Here is a 15,554-nt window from a genome sequence, read left to right as displayed (position 1 = left end):
GACCTGCCACCCTCCATTTTTCATCCACGGAATTGACGAAACTATATGTCCCAGAAAGTCACTGTTTGTCTGCTGTTGATACTGGTGGTGCTGATCCCGGTATTAACCTGGTTCTTTCTACCTGTCCTCCCCTCACTGGGGCAGGCACCGGAAGTCTTTTCGGGAGGAACATCCTATCCCGCGTCCCCGGTCGGTTGGAAACCGTTGAAGCTGGCGGCAGACCCGCCCGGGCTGCCCCTGATCACCAACGTGCAGATTGTCGATATCGACGGGGATGGTAAGAATGAAGTCCTGGCCTGCGACTCTGCCCGGAGTGTGCTCTCCGTTTTTCGATCAAATCCACAGGGGGGCTGGGATGAGGAGGTCCTGTTAAAAGATCTGGCCGCCCCCGGGCATGCGACCGTCGTCGATATCGATCAGGATGGCGACCAGGATATCATCATTTCCATTCTGGGGAATCTGACCCCCGACGACCGGGTGATTGGTCGCGTCGAACTTTATGAGCGACAAGGCGACAAATACATTAAGCACGTGATCCTGAACGATGTCCGTCGTGTGGCTGATGTGCAGCCGGGCGATTTTGATGGCGACGGCGACCTCGATCTGGCTGTTGCGGTATTCGGATACAATCGTGGTCGGGTTCTCTGGCTGGAGAACCGGGGCGATTTCAAATTTCGCGATCACGAACTCTTAAATGCTCCGGGTACGATTCATGTTCCTGTGGCCGACTATGATGGAGATGGCGACCTGGATATCGCTGCCATCGTTACTCAGGACGAAGAAGAACTCTGGGCTTTTGAAAATCTGGGTGAGGGGAAATTCAAAAAGCGGCGTCTGTGGTACACGGTCAACCTCGATCTGGGGGGCGCCGGACTTGTCAAAGCTGATCTGGACCAGGATGGGGATCAGGATCTGATTCTCCCAGCCGGTGATAACCTGGAAGACCTGGATGCTTACCCGCAACCTTATCATGGCTGTTACTGGTTCGAGAATAAGGGCAACTGGGAATTCGAGTTGAAGCGAATTTCGGATCTGGCCGGTACCTATGCGGCCGATGTGGCCGACATGGATGCTGACGGCGACCTGGATGTGGTTCTGGTGAGCATGACCAATGACTGGTACGATCCCACAACGGCCAGCGTCGTCTGGCTGGAAAATGATGGTAAGCAGAATTTCAAAACCTGGCAGATCGCCAGTGATCCCATTCACCTGGTTACCGTCGCTACAGGGGATCTGGACGGGGATGGGAAAACAGACCTGGTGGTGGGGGCCCTGAATATGAGAAAGCCTTATCAGCGGATTGGCCGGGTTTCTGCCTGGCTGAATCAGGGACAGGAGGTGAAACCATGATCCAGCTCATTCGTATGCTCTTGATTCTGCTTGTCGTGGAGACAGGTTATTGTGGATATCTTGTTGCCAAGCGAATGTCCCGTCCACTTCCCGTTCTGCCAAACGCGGAGAACATCGATTCTCTGATTATGGAAGAATATCGTGGACTGGCCCACGAAGCAGAGACCGGGTATGCACCGGAATGGATCAGGTTAGGGCAGGCCTTTCTGGGGCAGGGGATGTATGCCTATGCCGAGAACTGTTTCGCCGAAGCGGCCCGACAGGATCCTGAGAGCGCAGTTGCTCAATCCAGCTACGCTTTCTGTCTGGAACGCACTGGGCGCATGGCAGACAGCACCCGGGAATACGAAAAACTGAAAGACATGAAGGCGGACACGTCTGTTCCATTTACCAGCCCCAAACATTATCTGTATGCTATCGGCAGAAATTATCTGCGACAGGAAAAACCAGATGAAGCCGAGCAGGCTTTTCTGCAGAATACCGATTTTCAACCTGCTGATTTCCAGCGGGCCAAGCTGCTGTTGCGTTCCGGTCGGGCTGAAGAAGCGTTATTGATCGTTGAACGTAATTTGAAGGAATCCCCTAACTCCCTCTACTTCGGCTTTTTGAAATACCTGGCACTGGAAGAACTGGGACGTGACTTTGAGGCGAAACAGGCTGCCGACCAGGTGGAGCGGGCGATGTATGTCGTTCCCCTGAATTTCAATACGGAATTTATTATGCCCTACAGCAAACGACTGGGCGTCTCCAAGGCCATTGAAGACTATAACCAGATGCTGGATCGGGATGACATGGATCACCTGGCGAAAAAACTGGACGAAGTGTTTGAGCTGATGGGGGATCGCAGAACTCCGCAGGTCAAAGCGACCGTGATGCGGATGATCGAAGTGGAGTTTCAACGTAAGAATCCCGAGCGGATGCTGCTGCTGTTGAATAAATTGAATGAGTTTGGCATCGAAGAACCCGATACGATTCAGTTCAAAGGAGGCGTCTATATTCTGAAAGGGGACCTGAAGACCGCAGAAGAATATTTGCTGCGGGTGGCAGAAATGTCCCCCACAATTGAGATCCACGAGACGCTTGCCAATATTTACAACGATCGGAATGACACAGAAAAACGTGATTACCATCAGGGCAAGATGGCATTACTGGCAGCCATGATGAGTTTTCGCAATGACAACCTCGTAGTAGCCGAAGAAGCGATTCAGCAGTCTGTTGATAAGAATCCCAACGACCCTCAGGCCTGGTTTTACTTTGCCGAAATCAAACGCCTCCAGAAAGACAGGCAGGCCGCCCGGGAGGCATACGAGAAATGCCTCAAACTGAATCCGAATCACGGTCGGGCCATTGACGAGCTTAAGCTGTTAACCCAGTAGGTTAATGAGAGCTTAACCAGGGGACTTTCGAGTGATGAGCTTGCACCAGATGCAGCGCACGAAAAAAGCGACTCACAATCGATGATCGTGAGTCGCCTGATCTCTAATGAAACAGAGGCGTTTAGAATTCGCCGACTACTTCACCACCACTGCGGGTGACGAGTTGATAGTAGGTTGAAGTTGTGCTGCCACTGCTCATGTTCTCGCTGATGAAACGAACCTGACCGTCACACAACAGCATGTGCACGCCACCGACGTGAGCGCTGGATGCGGTCCAGTCATCACCCCAGGTTGCAGCTGAGCTGTTAATCAGATAGGTCGAGTTAGCTCCACCAAAGTTGGAAACATCGAAATGGTACATCCCGGGATGCCAGGTTGACATGCTCGAAGTGTAACGTGGGCCAACCCACAGACCACCGGACCAGTTACAGGCTGAACCACCACAACCGGTTGTACCGGAACCTTCACTTTTGGTGGTCCGTTCAGAAACCAGAATGGTATTACTGGTTCCATCGGTGATGTCGCGGATACGGGTCTTCGAGTTACCGAACAGAATCCCGTTGGTCGCATTCGCCGCAGAAGTTCCGTGGCTGCCCAGGTAGTTGGACTTACCGAAGCTGCTCTTGTCGGTGTTAATTCCACCCATGGGGTCAGAGGGACAGACATAAGCAGGCAGTACGGTTTTCGCCAGCGTGCCTGCGCTGACACTCCAGTGTTCGCCGAATTGATTCGTCTGGGATGACAACTGGTTATACAGTGGTCCCTGGTCCATGAACGGCAGAATCATGGCTCCCCAGCCGATGCCGTTGTTGTTGGCAGCGGTTCCGGAACCTTTGGACGCGGTAAAGTTCAAGTCGTTGTCCATGTAACCGGGAGGAAAGACGCCATGCGTCTCATGATAATTGTGTAAGGCCAGTCCGATCTGCTTCAGATTGTTCTTACAGGTACTGCGACGGGCTGCTTCACGTGCCTGTTGCACAGCGGGTAACAAGAGCGCGATCAAAATAGCAATGATTGCGATTACCACCAGAAGTTCGATCAGTGTGAAGCCGAGCCGCCACCGGAATCGGAGCGGGAACGTAGGTCGTCTCATACTTTACATCCTTACTAGTAACGAAAAAAAATGAATGGATTCAGATCATCCTGGAGGCCCGAAATGATAAGCTCAGCCGTGTGCAGAACTGTTGTCGTCAGAGAGAATACTCGTAACTCAAACAACGTTGTGTCTGGGAATATCCCAGTATCACAATCAGGATGACAATGCTCTATTATTATACGGAATCGGATGCTTCTGCCAGTGTAGAATAGTCTCAACTATAGAGAATATAAGACGATAGAAGAGATGTATTAGCGGGAAGGTGGTCGCATGAATAATAGCAGTGTGAACAAGTGGTTTAAGAGCTGGCTCACTAATGGATCTGCACAGTTCTGTACGATAATTATTAAAGATAAATAAGGATGTGTGTGAGTAAAAAAACGACCGCTTCCCTGAGAGAAGCGGTCGAGTTTTTTATCGTTTAACAATGATCCTGTATTGGCTCAGGATTAAAATTCGCCGAGCACTTCACCACCACTGCGGGTGTAGAGTCCTCGATAGGTTGCCAGGTCAATGTTCTCGGAAAGGAATCGAACCTGACCGTCGCCCAGCAGGAAGTGAGCACCACCGACGTGTGTACTTCCAGCATTCCAGGCAGGACCCCAGTTGATGCTGGATCCATTGATCATGTAAATGGTACTCGAACCACCGTTCACAGCCACATCCAGTCCACGCAGACTGGTGTGCCAGGTGTCGGGAGAAGGATAGTTGCGGGGACCAATCCACAATCCACCGGCCCAGTTACAGGGGGAACCACCACAGGCAGTTGAACTGCTGGGATCATTCGCCGTGGTCCGTTCTCCTACGAACAGGGTATTACTGCTGCCATCGGTGATGGATTTCATCTGTGTTTTCGAGTTCACATAGAAAGCACCGTTTCGGCTGTTAGCACCCGTCGCCGCACAAGCCAGGTAGTTTGATTTTCCGTAGCTGCTGCAATCAGTGTTGATGCCACCCATGGGATCGGAGGGGCAATTGTAAATCGGCAGTACTACTTTGGCTGCGGGAATCGCACTGGTCAGAGAACCGGTGTGAGTGGAATCCAGCCAGTTATAAGTGAACCCGGCTGTCTGTGTTCCAATCTGATTGTAAAGTGGCGCCTGGTCCATGAACGGCAGAATCATGGTGGCCCAGCCCAGACCATTCAGGTTGGAAGCGGCAGCAGCTGGAGTGTTCAAACCCGGATCGCTGTCGATATAGGCGGGTGGGAAAACACCATGGGTTTCATGGTAGTTGTGCAGTGCCAGTCCAATCTGTTTAAGACTGTTTTTGCAGGTACTGCGGCGTGCCGCTTCGCGTGCCTGCTGAACTGCCGGTAAGAGCAACGCGATCAGGATTGCGATAATCGCGATCACGACCAGCAATTCAATCAGGGTGAATCCCAGCTTCCACCTGAACCGGATCCCCAAAGGTAAACGTTTCATGTTCTTCATCTCTCCTGAAATTTAATAAATCAAAACAGATCTGCATGCCTCGCGACATGAGATTGAGCTCTGTGGGAAACAATGATGATTTAGGTGATTGGTACGTGATTCGGATGAATCACATCGGCGGGACCAAAGCCTTATATAGTTATTTGCCGTTCATATTTAAAATCTCTGATCTGATTCTAACAGATTGTAAAAGTGGACACCATGAGTTTGTTAATGATGGTTAGAAAATCGAGGCCGACTGGGGCCTGAAAACTTCCCCAGAGGTAAGACGTTTGAGACTCCAAATCCTGACAGTGAAAAGTCGACCAAACCACACTTCCATCCATAAAAAAAGAGCCCGGTCGACTGAATGTAAGTCAATCGGGCTCTTCAGTTTATGCGATTTGAAGATCGTGGAGATCTACAGGCGTGGCTCAGTTAGATTCCAGTTTGAAATCGATCGTATTGTCGCCGGCTTTCACTTCTTCGGTCAACGTGGTCTGGACGTTGTACTTGGCTGGGATGGGATCTTTATAAGTCTGTCCAGGCGGAGTCGGTGCGTCCTGCGGTGTGGAGATACTAACCTTGTGAGTTCCAATGACAGCACCTTGTGTGTCTCGTAAATATCCCAGTTCGTAGTGTCCTTCCTCGTCGGTAACGCCGTTGGAGGGACGTCCTTCGGTCGGCGTGAAGGTCACGGTTACGGCGGGCAGCGGTTTGCCATCCATGGTGACGACACCGCTGACGGTTCCCAGATCGGGCTGATCACTGCCGGCGCTGTCACCACATCCGACAGTTAAACACAGGCTGAGTGTAGACAGGCAGAACAACTTCCAGTATTTCATGATTACTCCTGGCGCTATAAAGTGTTGACAGCAACTTGAGAATGAAGTGTTGCTATAATGAAGAATTGATGAAACGAATTCTAATCGTTCCGGTTTGACACTGTCAAACTGCTCAACACCGGTTATATCAGATTAATCATGGTCTGTGAAATCAAAGCAAACAGGCGAATCATCTGTACCTTATCACTAAAATTGCCCACCATCAGGAGGCGGAATGCAAATCTGGGTTGATGCGGACGCCTGTCCGGCGGAAGTGAAATCGCTGCTGTTCAAAGCTGCTAAACGCACTGAAATCAAAGTGACGCTCGTAGCCAATCAGCCTCTGTCCGTCCCACGCTCCAACTTTATCGACTCACTCCTCGTCCCGCCCGGACTGAATGTAGCCGATCAACGGATTGTCGAACTCGCACAACCAGGCGACCTGGTCATCACCGCTGACATACCTCTTGCCGCACAGGTTGTGGACAAAGGAGTTCAGGCACTCAACCCCCGTGGCACTCTCTACACCGAAGCCAACATCGGCGAGCGGCTTGCGCTGCGCGACCTGCTGGACGACCTCCGCGGGGAAGGCCAGATCACCGGCGGTCCGGCAGGCTTCAATGCCAAAGACCGACAGGAATTCGCCAACCAGCTCGATCGCTGGCTGACGAAAGCCCGAAATTCCAGTTCGAAATAAAACGGATCGAGAGACCCGCTTCATTCCGGAATCGTGCTCTTAGATCATCTCTGTGATGTGATAGTGCCGATCGTCGGCAATATCCACCTCGGCCAGATCTCCGGCCCGTTCCAGCAACTGTCGACAGTCTGCATTCAGATTCCGCAGCTGCAGGCACTTGCCTTCCTGGCGATAGCGTTCGGCGATCTTGTTGATCGCTTCAATCGCACTCTGATCGTACACACGTGAAAAATAGAAGTCGATCGCCACGATCGGCGGATCATTCGCTGGATCCAGCAACTCGCGAAAACTGCTCACCGAAGCGAAGAACAACGGACCATGTAACTGGTAGACCTTCTTGTCTTCCCCTTCGAAGTGAATATCCGCCATCATATGAGTGGCATGATGCCAGGCGAAGATCAACGCCTGCACCACAATGCCCAGCAGAACCGCAACGGCCAGGTTGTGGAACAGTACCGTGTAACCGGCGACCAGTACCATGACCAGCACGTCGCTCTTGGGGACTTTATTCCAGGTGTGCAGCGTGCTCCATTCGAAGGTGCCGATCACTACCATGAACATCACACCCACCAGAGCCGCCATCGGCACCAGCGAGATCACCGGCTTGAGCAGCACGACCAGCAGCATCAGGCCCACGGCTCCGACAACTCCGGATAACCGTCCCCGACCGCCCGAGTTGACGTTAATCAGCGACTGTCCAATCATCGCACAGCCGCCCATCCCGCCGAACAAACCGCAGACTACGTTCGCAGCCCCCTGGCCAATACATTCCCGGTTACCGCTTCCGCGGGTCTCGGTAATTTCGTCAATCAGAGTCAGCGTCATCAGCGATTCAATCAGACCCACGCCCGCCAGAATCAACGAGAAGGGGAAGATGATCCACAGCGTTTCCCAGTTAAACGGGACCAGCACATACCGCGAGTCCAGGAAGAACAGCATCGGCAATGGTTCCGCAGCCGGCTGGACAGAAGCGACAGCAGCCGCAACCTGCTCACCACTCAGCTCCGATCCGGTCTGCTGGTCTGCAGCTTTCTGAACCGCATTCGCCCGCAGGTTATTCATCATCAGGTCATCGACCGTCTGTACAACATTTTCCTGTCCGGCTGGTTTCCACGCCGCGGGAGCGAACTGGTTAAAGCCGATCGAAATCATCGAGACCAGAATAATCGCCGCCAGCGAACTGGGAATCGCTTTCGTAAATCGTGGTAACAGTACAATCACCGCCATCGTCAATCCGACGAGGGCCAGCATCAGAATCATCGAGGGGCCCTGCAGAAACGTCATCGTTCCGTCAGAACCCAGCGTTTTGAAACTGCCGATCTGGGCCAGACCAATCACAATCGCCAGCCCGTTCACAAATCCCAGCATCACCGAATGAGGCACCAGCCGGATCAGTTTCCCCATCCGCAACAGCCCCACCGTGATCTGCAGCAACCCGCAGAGAATCACCGCGGGAAACAGATATTCAATTCCATGCAGCGCGACCAGCGACACGACAACCACGGCCATCGCTCCGGTCGCTCCCGAGATCATCCCCGGTCGACCACCTGCCAGCGCACTGATCAGTCCAATCCAGAATGCCGAGTACAGACCTACCGTCGGGGGAACACCCGCCACAAATGCAAACGCCACGGCTTCCGGTACCAACGCCAGTGCCACCGTCAGGCCTGACAAGACATCATCCTTGACTGAAGCTTTATGCTTCGTGAAAAACTCTAACATCAATACTCCAGACATCTCTTTCAAAGTGGAATCCGCACGGTCAGTCTGGACGACGAACGTATTCGTCTGCAGACAGTCCATGCCAACATGGAACAGGGGCGCACAGGAAACAGTTCGCTCGAGTGCAAAAGCGGGCCCGCCTTCCCGTCCTGACCTCAAAAGATCCCGGAAAGACAGAGTTTCATGACACAATCTGTTATCTGTTTACTTCAAACAGAACCTTTCAAAGCTGCGCTGAATTGATTCAGGGAGCACATTGTGTGAAACGGGGTGGACGAGTTGAAGCAATCAACTAACGGCTTCCAGGGACTACAATTTCCCGCGAAAGCGACTAATTCCACGTTTCTCTTGTAGTGAATTCCCCCCCTGACCACAACCCGAGCTCCGACATTACTTCCCATTTTGTCCTACATTCACGCATTGTTCATCACTTTAGACGACTCAAAAACGCTTGTCCTGACACTCCTTGCTCGCAAGCACGCCACCTGTAAAGTTTCTGAAACATCTGTGTCCCTTTCTTCCCCAACAATTCAGTTTTACGTCGAAATTCATAAGCTGATACTGGCTCACTCTTTCGATGCCACGTGAAATTGTACTGGCTGCATTTTTGCCTCGTTTTAAAGGTGCTCCTCTTGACGCCGTTTACAAATGTAGTTAATTACAAGTGTAAACGATATTCGAGGAGTTACATATTATGAGTCAGGTTTCCATTTCCGATGCCGAATGGCAGGTGATGAATGTCATCTGGGACGGCCAACCGCTGACCGCCCAGGAGATTGTCGCCAGCTTGTCCGCCCAGACTGACTGGGCCCCAGCCACCATCAAAACCATGCTGCATCGCCTCGTCAAAAAAGAGGTACTCACCTTCGAACAGCAGGGCAACCGCTATGTCTACCGCTCTCGAGTGAAACGCTCGGCCTGCGTCAAACAGGCCAGCCGTGCCTTTCTCGACCGGGTCTTCGAAAGTGAACCCGGCCCGCTCCTCGCTCACTTCATGCAACATACCAAACTCTCTGCACAGGACATCGCAGAGCTCCGCCGCATACTCGATGAGAAGGAAAGTTGAACATGAATGGACTCCTGTTGGCTTCAGATCTCTATGTTGAAATTACCGATCAAATCCTGGAACTGTTAATCATCCCCACCATGATCGCCGGCCTGCTGGCGGGGCTCGTTTTGTTGATCAACCTCTTCGCAAGAAAATGGCTGACCGCAGGGCAGATGGGACTGCTCTGGGCCCTGGTCCTCATCCGACTCGCCGTACCCTATGGTTATGCTCCCGAGAGTTCCTACAGCCTGACGAATCTGTTTGTGGAATTCATGGAAGAATCGACCCCTGCCGAACCGCCCCGTGATGCCTACGCTCCGGAACCCTGGCCGAAGACTGATACCAACGCGACAACTGCAGTAGATGTGCCTCCCATGCATCAAATCCAGTTCCCGGAACCCAAACCCCCTGAAGTCAGTTTCACCGAAACACTTCTGGATTATCTTATTTCCTTTCTCGAATGGTTCCTGCGGATCCTCCCGCCATTCTGGTTCATCGGAGCCCTCTTCATTCTCACGCGTATGCTGGTCACACATTGGCGGTTTTCACAAAAAATCAATCGCCTTGCACCATCCACCGATCAGCGACTCTTAAAGCTCTGGAACACCTGTTGTGATCAGGTCCATTTCCGCCGCTCTGTTCCGGTGATTGTTACAGACGACATTTCCCAGCCCTCCGTCTTGGGAGCCCTGCGTCCGAAACTGCTGCTCCCCACCGATCTCACAGAACTGAGCGACAGTCAGCTTCAACTCATCATGCTCCACGAGTTGGCGCATCTTAAGCAGCGGGACCTGTGGGTCAACTGGTTTTTGTTCGGCTTGAAATTGCTGCACTGGTGGAATCCCCTCTACTGTCTGGCAGTCACCCGTTACAGCAGCCTCCGCGAACAGTCCCGCGATGCCATGGTTCTCCGCTGGCGAGAACAGCAAGACAACGATACACACTGCGATCCTTCCCGCGAGTTCAGCGAACTCTTATTAACTCTCGCACAACGCGATCCCGGTTCTCGCTGGCGCATTTCACTCCCCGTCTCGCTCCTCGGATTTCTGAAGTCGCCGTTCCGCAAACGGTCCCTGGCCAACCGGCTCAAGGCACTCCGTACCGCAACAAACAAGGAGCACCCCTTACGTAGAATCATTGTCATCTCCACTATCGTCCTTTTCGCATTCAGTGGATTGACCGATGCTAAGTTACCACCAGCCAATACAGTTGCTCCACCAGTGGAAGAGGGTTATGACGAAAGCTGGTCTGAACTCGATGTTGATTACCATAATCAACCTTCTCATGATGAACCGTTTCTTGTACTGGTCTATGATCTTACCAGTCAGCTCAAAAAGATTAGAGATCTTTCCGGGCGTACAGAAGAACAAGCCCGTCAGGACATGCTCCTGCTGGTCCAAAACCAGCTGCTAATGCAACAGAATAAACAGATCAAAGATTCTTCAATTTCTATCATGGAACAGCCTCAGGCAAAGTACCATAAGGGAAACCAGTTGATCGTACGCGCCCCTCAATCACTTCAGGCAGATCTAAGAAAGCTCATTGCCGCATGGGGGCAAAGCGGCTTGGGGCAAATCAAATTTATCAGGACCGAATTAACGTCACTCAAAGATGTAGTAGATCCATCTTTTTATCTCAACTTTTCATCGGACCAAGTACCTCCTGCTCTCAGAAAAAAATTAAAATTGCCTACTGAGACTCTACAAACAAAGAATCAGAAATCCTCATTGCGTATCGCAATATTGACTCCTCAACAAAAACAGGAATTAATACAGAAAATCCAGTCTCAACCAAATTACAGGACCGCCGATCATCAGCAATTGACGCTGTTTAACGGTCAGAAGGTTCTGCAAACTTTGGTTTATCAACCGTTAATCCTGCGTCCGTATGTTGTCAACGTACTGGAAGGTGAAGCGACGCAACCCAAACTTAAGATCAGAATCTTTGAGGAAGGTGTTCGTATCAATTTGAGTCCAACCCTTTTACAGGATCAGAAGAGCTTTCACCTCAGTACATTGGTTGAAACAAGTGAAATCACAGAAGTAAAAACCTATCAAACACAGATTGCCGGTAAATCAGTTTCGATTAAAACTCCTGATGTGACAACAAACCGCTGTCAGCTCAAAGTCGAAATGAAAAGTGGGCAGTCTCTCTTGATCGCGATTTCCCCAACACAGAAATCTGAGTCATACCATTACATGTTACTCGAGGCAGAAATTCTTCCTGAAATCAAGAAACCTTAAGTAGCCTGAAAACTCACGCCCACAGCGGGGAAACAGAAACTGTTCCCGGCTGATTTTCTTACCCCATTCCAAAATCCCTCCGCGGTCTGCTCCTGAAATTCATGGCTCCAGCTTGTAAAATAAACTCAGCGCCTTGCATTCTCTTGTCTGTCATTCCAGACCTCACTTTCGAATGGGAAAGTCAACATGCCACGGGAACAGTCATTGGACAAATTCATTCAGCACATGAAAAAAATCCGTAAACGAAACGCTATTCTGTTTGTGCTCTGGTACGTTGTCATGCTACTCGTCTATTGTTCCTCCAGTGATGCCAATCTGACGACGCTCTCCCTCGTCAACCTCGGGGCAGTCATCGCTCTGGTTGGCGCTGATTTCTCAAGTCAGAGCACTTTAATCGCTGTGCTCAACCTGCTGAAAGAAAATCCGGACTCCCCTCCCGAACCAGTTACCGAGGAGACCCAGGCCTCTTGAGCAAGGGGGACGATCGCACCATGCAACGCCGCAAACGAATTCTGCATCTTACGCTCTTCATCAGCATTGGTCTCGCCAGCCTGGCGTTCCTCCTCTATCTCTTCTTCCAGCTCGGAATGACTGTCTTTATCTTCGCCACTCCTGACATTCCCGCTTACGCCATCTTCTTTGGCCTCTGCCTGATCATCCTGATTCCCATGTTCCTGGCCATCGTCCTCAAGGGGGATGACGACCCCGCCGACTGACGTATTTCCTTAATCTCCCAAACAAATTCCCTCCCGGCTTCCCGCCACATATCGACTGGCATCTGCTCACGCCAGCCGCTATCCTGAAAACACCCGCCTCTATTTGGATATCGAAATTCTGCAAAGGTGCTTTCATGATTCGCGCGCTCGTGTTGCTCTGTTGTCTCGCTCTCCCGTCGCTGGCCCACGCGGCCCAGCGGCCCAACATTCTCTTCCTCTTCACCGACGACCACGCACCCCACGCCATCGGTGCCTACAAGGGGTTCCTCGAGAAGATCAACCCGACGCCCAACATCGACAAGATCGCCGCGGAAGGCATGCTCTTCCAGAACAGCTTCTGCACCAACTCCATCTGCGGACCCAGTCGCGCGGTTATCCTCACCGGCAAACACAGCCACATCAATGGCTTCATGCGGAACGGCAACCGCTTTAACGGCGATCAGCAGACCTTTCCCAAACTCCTGCAGAAAGCCGGCTACAAAACGGCCATGATCGGCAAGTGGCACCTCACCTCCGATCCCCAGGGCTTCGACTTCTGGAAGATCCTCCCGGGGCAGGGCTACTACTACAATCCCGAATTCAAAACCGCCCAGGGACGCGAACGCATCGAAGGCTACTGCACCGACATCGTGACCGACATGGCACTCGACTGGCTCAAACAGAACGCCGACTCCGGCAAACCCTTCATGCTCATGTGTCAGCACAAGGCGCCCCACCGTACCTGGATGCCCGCGCTCCGTCACCTGCATCTCTACGATGACATCACCATTCCCGAACCGACCACCCTCTTCGACGACTGGAAAGACAACGCCAGCCCCGCCCGGCACGCCGAGATGTCGATCGAAAATTACATGAATCTGGTCTACGACAACTTCGGCCCCAAGCTGGAAGGCTGGGATCCCAACGCCGGCAAGTCGCTCGACAAGTCCGGCTTCCGCAATCTGCAGTTCATGACGCCCGCACAACTCACAGCCTGGAATGCCGCCTTCGATCCCAAAAACGAAGCTCTCCGCAAAGCGAATCTCACCGGGAAAGACCTCGTCCGCTGGAAATACCAGCGCTACATTAAGAACTACCTCCGCTGCATCAAAGGCGTCGACGAAAACATCGGCCGCATGCTCGCCTGGCTCAAGGAAACCGGACTCGATAAAAACACGATCATCGTCTACTCCTCCGACCAGGGCTTCTACCTCGGTGATCATGGCTGGTACGACAAACGCTGGATGTATGAAGAATCCTTCCGCATGCCGCTGATCGTCAAATGGCCCAGCGTCACCCAGCCCGGCACCGTCAACACCGACCTGGTCCAGAACCTCGACTACGCGGAAACCTTCCTCGACATCGCCGGTGCCGACATTCCCGACGACATGCAGGGCCGTTCGCTCGTCCCGCTCCTTAAAGGAGAAAACCCCGAGTGGCGCGATTCCCTCTACTACCACTATTTCGATTTTCCCAGCGTCCACAAAGTCGCCAAACATTTCGGCATCCGTACTCCCCGCTATAAACTGATCCGCTTCTACGAATTCGACGAATGGGAATTCTACGATCTGCAGAATGACCCCAAAGAGATGACCAACCAGTACGGCAATCCCGCTTACCAGGACACGATTAGCAAGCTCAAAACTCAACTCACCGACCTCCGCAAATCCTACAAAGACAACACCGATATCAGCGTCAAACCCAAGACCTGGCAAAAACAGTTCCGCCCCGAAACTCGCTGAAAATCATATCCCAAGTGAAGTAGGGGCGGACCCACGTGTCCGCCCGCCTGGCAATCCTGCACTCCGTGTAACACTCCGGTCGTCGAGTGCCACTGTTGGCTCGCCCAACAATGCGCGAGTAACCTGCCAAACAGAATGAAAATTCCCACAGTGCGGGGTGGTCGCGGATGCAATCCGGGATTGCCGCAGGCAACAGGAGGTCACAGGGTAAATATTCAATTGAGATCCAGCCCACCAACCCTCATCGTAGGGTGCGGACCTATGTGTCCGCCCGCCTGGCAGCGAACAATCAAGAATCGCATTCCAATGGGGCCAGAGTGAAACCTGAAAAGATCGGGTAAGCCCGAATGAAATTCGTGCCTTTCGTGAATTTCGTGGTAGAAAATAATCCCACCTGAAATCCAGCATGCTCCTCCACTGAAAATCCTCCACTACCGCCTGAACAGACTGACCTTGAACCACGCCTCCCAAATCGTATCCTGGTTCCCATCTGGCTCGCGCGCGAGGCGCGTCTTCTGAGCACTGCATCTCCCGCACAACTGTCACATCTGCACCACCAGACCCCTCACTCTTCACCTGCTTTTCACCGGAACACTGCGCACCCCTGCGAAATAATCGCTCGTAGAGCAGGGCTCTTGCGGACAAACCCCGGTCAGAGTGGGACAAAATCCCGGACACACCAGGACAAAATCCGGCCACATCGGGACAAAATTCTGTCTTGACTCCCCCGTGCCCTTCAACAGAATCAGCAGCATGACAAGACAACAAAGCCATGCCCGACAGCAACCGCAGCAAACCAAATACAAAACAGGCTCTATCCATAAGAATTCTTCCCGCACAACGAAGCTAATTTCAGAAACGCTCCCAACCAGAGCAACGTATTAGACGCAGCACGTTAGCCCCGGTTGAAACGACTTTGGTATCTGCCAGCCGAATTCAGAAACGCGACCCGGCACCGGCAACGCGATCCCAAAACAGCACAAACAGAAATCCTACGCATCGGCACCAGCAAGGACAGAGAAAATAAAACCAGTGCCAAACCAACACCGGTGAAAAGAGAGAATCCCCAGCAGCGATCAAAGCAAAGCACGCCGGGTGGTCTCAGATGCAATCCGAGATTGCCGCAGGCAACAGGAGGTTACAGCACAACACGCTCAAGTCACAACCAGCCCACAAACCCTCTCCGTAGGGTGCGGACCCATGTGTCCGCCCGCCTGGCGAGCATCCAGATCGGGCAAACCCTCGCAGGCACAAAGTTAGCCAACCAACATTGAGCGGCAAGGCGCTAGTAACTCCGATTACAAATAGTTTCCCACCAAAGCAAATTGTTGCCATTGCTTCCTGGTTTT

The 15,554-nt window shown here is 52.3% G+C and carries 12 protein-coding genes; 8 read left to right on the top strand and 4 right to left on the bottom strand.

The window, feature by feature from the left end; genetic code table 11:
- Window positions 1-45: 45 nt before the first annotated feature.
- Both FYZ48_RS04295 and FYZ48_RS04290 read left to right on the top strand, forming a co-directional pair.
- Window positions 46-1,350, top strand: a complete 1,305-nt coding sequence (locus FYZ48_RS04295; RefSeq protein WP_149337895.1) for an FG-GAP repeat domain-containing protein — start codon at window positions 46-48, stop codon at window positions 1,348-1,350.
- Window positions 1,347-2,726 (top strand): tetratricopeptide repeat protein, encoded by a 1,380-nt coding sequence (locus tag FYZ48_RS04290; RefSeq protein ID WP_149337893.1) that lies wholly within the window; start codon window positions 1,347-1,349, stop codon window positions 2,724-2,726. The genes FYZ48_RS04295 and FYZ48_RS04290 overlap by 4 nt, the downstream gene beginning before the upstream one ends.
- A 121-nt stretch (window positions 2,727-2,847) precedes the next feature.
- On the opposite strand, the gene FYZ48_RS04285 is transcribed toward FYZ48_RS04290, so the two are convergent.
- From FYZ48_RS04285 to FYZ48_RS04275, 3 genes are all read right to left on the bottom strand, one after another.
- Window positions 2,848-3,819: a DUF1559 domain-containing protein gene (locus tag FYZ48_RS04285; protein WP_149337891.1), complete on the bottom strand. Its 972-nt coding sequence runs from the start codon at window positions 3,817-3,819 to the stop codon at window positions 2,848-2,850.
- A 452-nt stretch (window positions 3,820-4,271) separates the two neighbouring features.
- On the bottom strand, window positions 4,272-5,246 hold the full coding sequence (locus tag FYZ48_RS04280; RefSeq protein ID WP_149337889.1) for a DUF1559 domain-containing protein: 975 nt from the start codon (window positions 5,244-5,246) through the stop codon (window positions 4,272-4,274).
- A 422-nt stretch (window positions 5,247-5,668) separates the two neighbouring features.
- A complete protein-coding gene (locus FYZ48_RS04275; RefSeq protein ID WP_149337887.1) occupies window positions 5,669-6,079 on the bottom strand; it encodes a carboxypeptidase-like regulatory domain-containing protein in 411 nt (136 codons plus the stop codon).
- Window positions 6,080-6,293: 214 nt separating this feature from the next.
- Between FYZ48_RS04275 and FYZ48_RS04270 the strand changes: the two genes are divergently transcribed.
- Window positions 6,294-6,755: a YaiI/YqxD family protein gene (locus FYZ48_RS04270; protein ID WP_149337885.1), complete on the top strand. Its 462-nt coding sequence runs from the start codon at window positions 6,294-6,296 to the stop codon at window positions 6,753-6,755.
- Window positions 6,756-6,794: 39 nt separating this feature from the next.
- On the opposite strand, the gene FYZ48_RS04265 is transcribed toward FYZ48_RS04270, so the two are convergent.
- The gene (locus tag FYZ48_RS04265) at window positions 6,795-8,477 is read right to left on the bottom strand and encodes a SulP family inorganic anion transporter (RefSeq protein ID WP_149337883.1); all 1,683 of its coding nucleotides are present in this window, start codon (window positions 8,475-8,477) and stop codon (window positions 6,795-6,797) included.
- 694 nt (window positions 8,478-9,171) lie between these two features.
- On the opposite strand from FYZ48_RS04265, the gene FYZ48_RS04260 reads away from it, so the two are divergent.
- From FYZ48_RS04260 to FYZ48_RS04240, 5 genes are all read left to right on the top strand, one after another.
- Window positions 9,172-9,543, top strand: coding sequence for a BlaI/MecI/CopY family transcriptional regulator (locus FYZ48_RS04260; RefSeq protein ID WP_149337881.1), 372 nt, complete (start codon window positions 9,172-9,174; stop codon window positions 9,541-9,543).
- Between the two features lie 2 nt (window positions 9,544-9,545).
- Window positions 9,546-11,768, top strand: coding sequence for a M56 family metallopeptidase (locus FYZ48_RS04255; RefSeq protein ID WP_149337879.1), 2,223 nt, complete (start codon window positions 9,546-9,548; stop codon window positions 11,766-11,768).
- A gap of 204 nt (window positions 11,769-11,972) precedes the next feature.
- A complete protein-coding gene (locus tag FYZ48_RS04250; RefSeq protein WP_149337877.1) occupies window positions 11,973-12,239 on the top strand; it encodes a hypothetical protein in 267 nt (88 codons plus the stop codon).
- Window positions 12,240-12,259: 20 nt separating this feature from the next.
- Entirely contained in the window at window positions 12,260-12,484 is a 225-nt protein-coding gene (locus FYZ48_RS04245) for a hypothetical protein (protein ID WP_149337874.1), read from the top strand.
- Between the two features lie 134 nt (window positions 12,485-12,618).
- The gene (locus tag FYZ48_RS04240) at window positions 12,619-14,205 is read left to right on the top strand and encodes a sulfatase family protein (protein WP_149337872.1); all 1,587 of its coding nucleotides are present in this window, start codon (window positions 12,619-12,621) and stop codon (window positions 14,203-14,205) included.
- Window positions 14,206-15,554: the final 1,349 nt, after the last annotated feature.

It is taken from the genome of Gimesia chilikensis, assembly GCF_008329715.1.
Classification (GTDB): Bacteria; Planctomycetota; Planctomycetia; order Planctomycetales; family Planctomycetaceae; genus Gimesia; species Gimesia chilikensis.
This window is presented reverse-complemented; position numbering and strand designations above follow the sequence as displayed.